Raw genomic sequence first — 1,982 nt, forward strand, 5'->3', positions numbered from 1 at the left:
GCGCTACATCAGCACGAGCTTGAGCGCCAGGCCGCACATGACCAGGCCGATGCCGATGTTGAGCCAGCGCCACACCTGTGGGCGCGACAATGGCCGGCGTAGCAGTGCGGCGCCGTAGCCGACGGTGGGGAACCACAGCAGGGCGGCGGCGAAGGCGCCGAGCGCGAACAGCCAGCGCCCGTCGGGGCCGTACTGGTTGGCGATGCCACCGACCATGACCACCACATCCACATAGGCCAGGGGGTTGAGCCAGGTCAGCGCCAGCGTCGTGCCGACGGCCCCCAGCCACGTCGGGCGCTGGGTGGGGCGTCGCAGGATCGGGCGGGTCCGGGTGGCCACCGCGCCGGCGCCTCCGTGTTCCTCGCGCCCGACCGGGGGTGCCTCTACGACGGTGATCGCCCCGGGGCTGGCGGCATCGCGGAAGTTCGACCATGCGAACCACAGCAGGTACGCCGCGCCACCCCAGCGCAGCGCCTCGAGCAGCAGGGGAGCGCGGTCGACGAGCACACCCACACCCGCCACACCTGCGGAGATGAGGAAGATGTCGGAGATGATGCAGGTCACCACGACGGCTGTGATGTGCTCGCGCTTGATGCCGGACTTGAGCAGGAAGATGTTCTGCGGCCCGACCGCGATGATGAGGGAGAGCCCCAGGAAGAGACCCGCAGCGATGATGGACATGGACACATCGTGCACCCCGCCCGAGATGAAGTCCAGTTAAGCGGTCTCACCCTGGTTAAGATCTACTTCATGAACCCGTTGCACCTGGAATCGCTGCTGAGCATCGTCGACGAGGGCAGCTTCGAGGCCGCCGCCCACAGCCTCGGCGTCACGCCCTCGGCGGTGAGTCAGCGCATCAAGGCCCTGGAGAAAGACACCGGCCGCGTGCTCGTGCGGCGCTCGACGCCGGCCACAGCCACGGAGGCGGGGGAGATCCTCGTCCAGGCCGCCCGCCGCATGCGTCTGCTCCAGGCGGAGACCGATGCCCGCCTCGACGGTCGCCTCGGCCGCGTACCGCTGAGTATCGCCGTCAACGCCGATTCGCTGGCCACGTGGTTCACCCCGGTGCTGGCAGATGTGGCGGATTTCGACGGTGCCACCCTCCGCATCCGCATGGAGGATGAGGCCCGCACCCTGGCCCTGCTGCGCCGCGGCGATGTGCTCGGCGCGGTCACGCGCGAGTCACGCCCGGTCTCCGGCTGCGAATCCTTGCCTCTGGGAGTGGTGCGTTACCGGGCCGTCGCGACGCCGGAGCTGGCCGCCCGCTACCCGGGCCCGGACTGGTCGGCGATGCCCACCCTGCGTTTCGGCCCCGGCGATGCGCTGCAGGCCGCCGATCTGGAGGAACGTCTCGGTGGCACGCAGAAACGCCCCCGGATGTCGGAGATTCCGTCATCGGAGGCGTTGGCGCGGGCGACCCTGCGCGGGCTGGGGTGGGGGCTCATGTCGGAGTTGCAGTCCGACATTCATCTGCGGCGCGGGGACCTCGTGCTTCTCGACGCCCGCGTCGTCGACGTCCCCCTCTACTGGCAGCGGTGGCGGCTGGAGTCCGAGTTGGTGGAAAAGCTCACGGACTCGGTCGTGGCGGCCGCGCAGCAACTGCCGGCGGTCGAGGGCTAGCCGAACAGCTCCACCTGGAACGGCTCCGGGTTCTTCACCCGCTCGACGCTCGGAACCGGGCCCGGCAGGGTCACGCCGTCGGCGAAGGGCTGCCCGCCGAGCGCCTCACGGCCGTGCGGGGTGGCCAGGCCGGACAGGTCCGGGCCGCCCGGCACGATCTGGGTCGGATTGACCTCCTTGTGCACGATGAAATAGTGCTGTTTGACCTCGGTGAAGTCGGTGGTGTCGCCGAAACCGGGGAGCTGGAAGAGCTCGCGGAGGTAGCCCCACAGGGCGGGCATCTCGGAGATCTTGTTCCGCGAGGTCTTGAAGTGCGAGTAGTAGACCGCATCGTGGCGCACGAGGGTGACGAACAGGAAGAT

General features: G+C 69.2%; 2 protein-coding genes and 1 pseudogene. 1 reads left to right on the forward strand and 2 read right to left on the reverse strand.

The annotated features are described in order from the left end of the window. Nucleotides 1-3: 3 nt before the first annotated feature. On the reverse strand, nt 4-681 hold the full coding sequence (locus tag Q4F73_RS12395) for a LysE/ArgO family amino acid transporter (RefSeq protein ID WP_303359645.1): 678 nt from the start codon (nt 679-681) through the stop codon (nt 4-6). A 69-nt stretch (nt 682-750) separates the two neighbouring features. Between Q4F73_RS12395 and Q4F73_RS12400 the strand changes: the two genes are divergently transcribed. Then, the gene (locus tag Q4F73_RS12400) at nt 751-1,620 is read left to right on the forward strand and encodes a LysR family transcriptional regulator ArgP (RefSeq protein ID WP_303359646.1); all 870 of its coding nucleotides are present in this window, start codon (nt 751-753) and stop codon (nt 1,618-1,620) included. On the opposite strand, the pseudogene Q4F73_RS12405 reads toward Q4F73_RS12400, so the two are convergent. Continuing rightward, a pseudogene (locus Q4F73_RS12405) lies at nt 1,617-1,982 on the reverse strand (glutathione S-transferase family protein); the annotation flags it as partial. The gene Q4F73_RS12400 and the pseudogene Q4F73_RS12405 sit on opposite strands and share 4 nt — an antisense overlap.

The sequence above is a fragment of the Corynebacterium sp. genome, assembly GCF_030535495.1.
Classification (GTDB): domain Bacteria; phylum Actinomycetota; class Actinomycetes; order Mycobacteriales; family Mycobacteriaceae; genus Corynebacterium.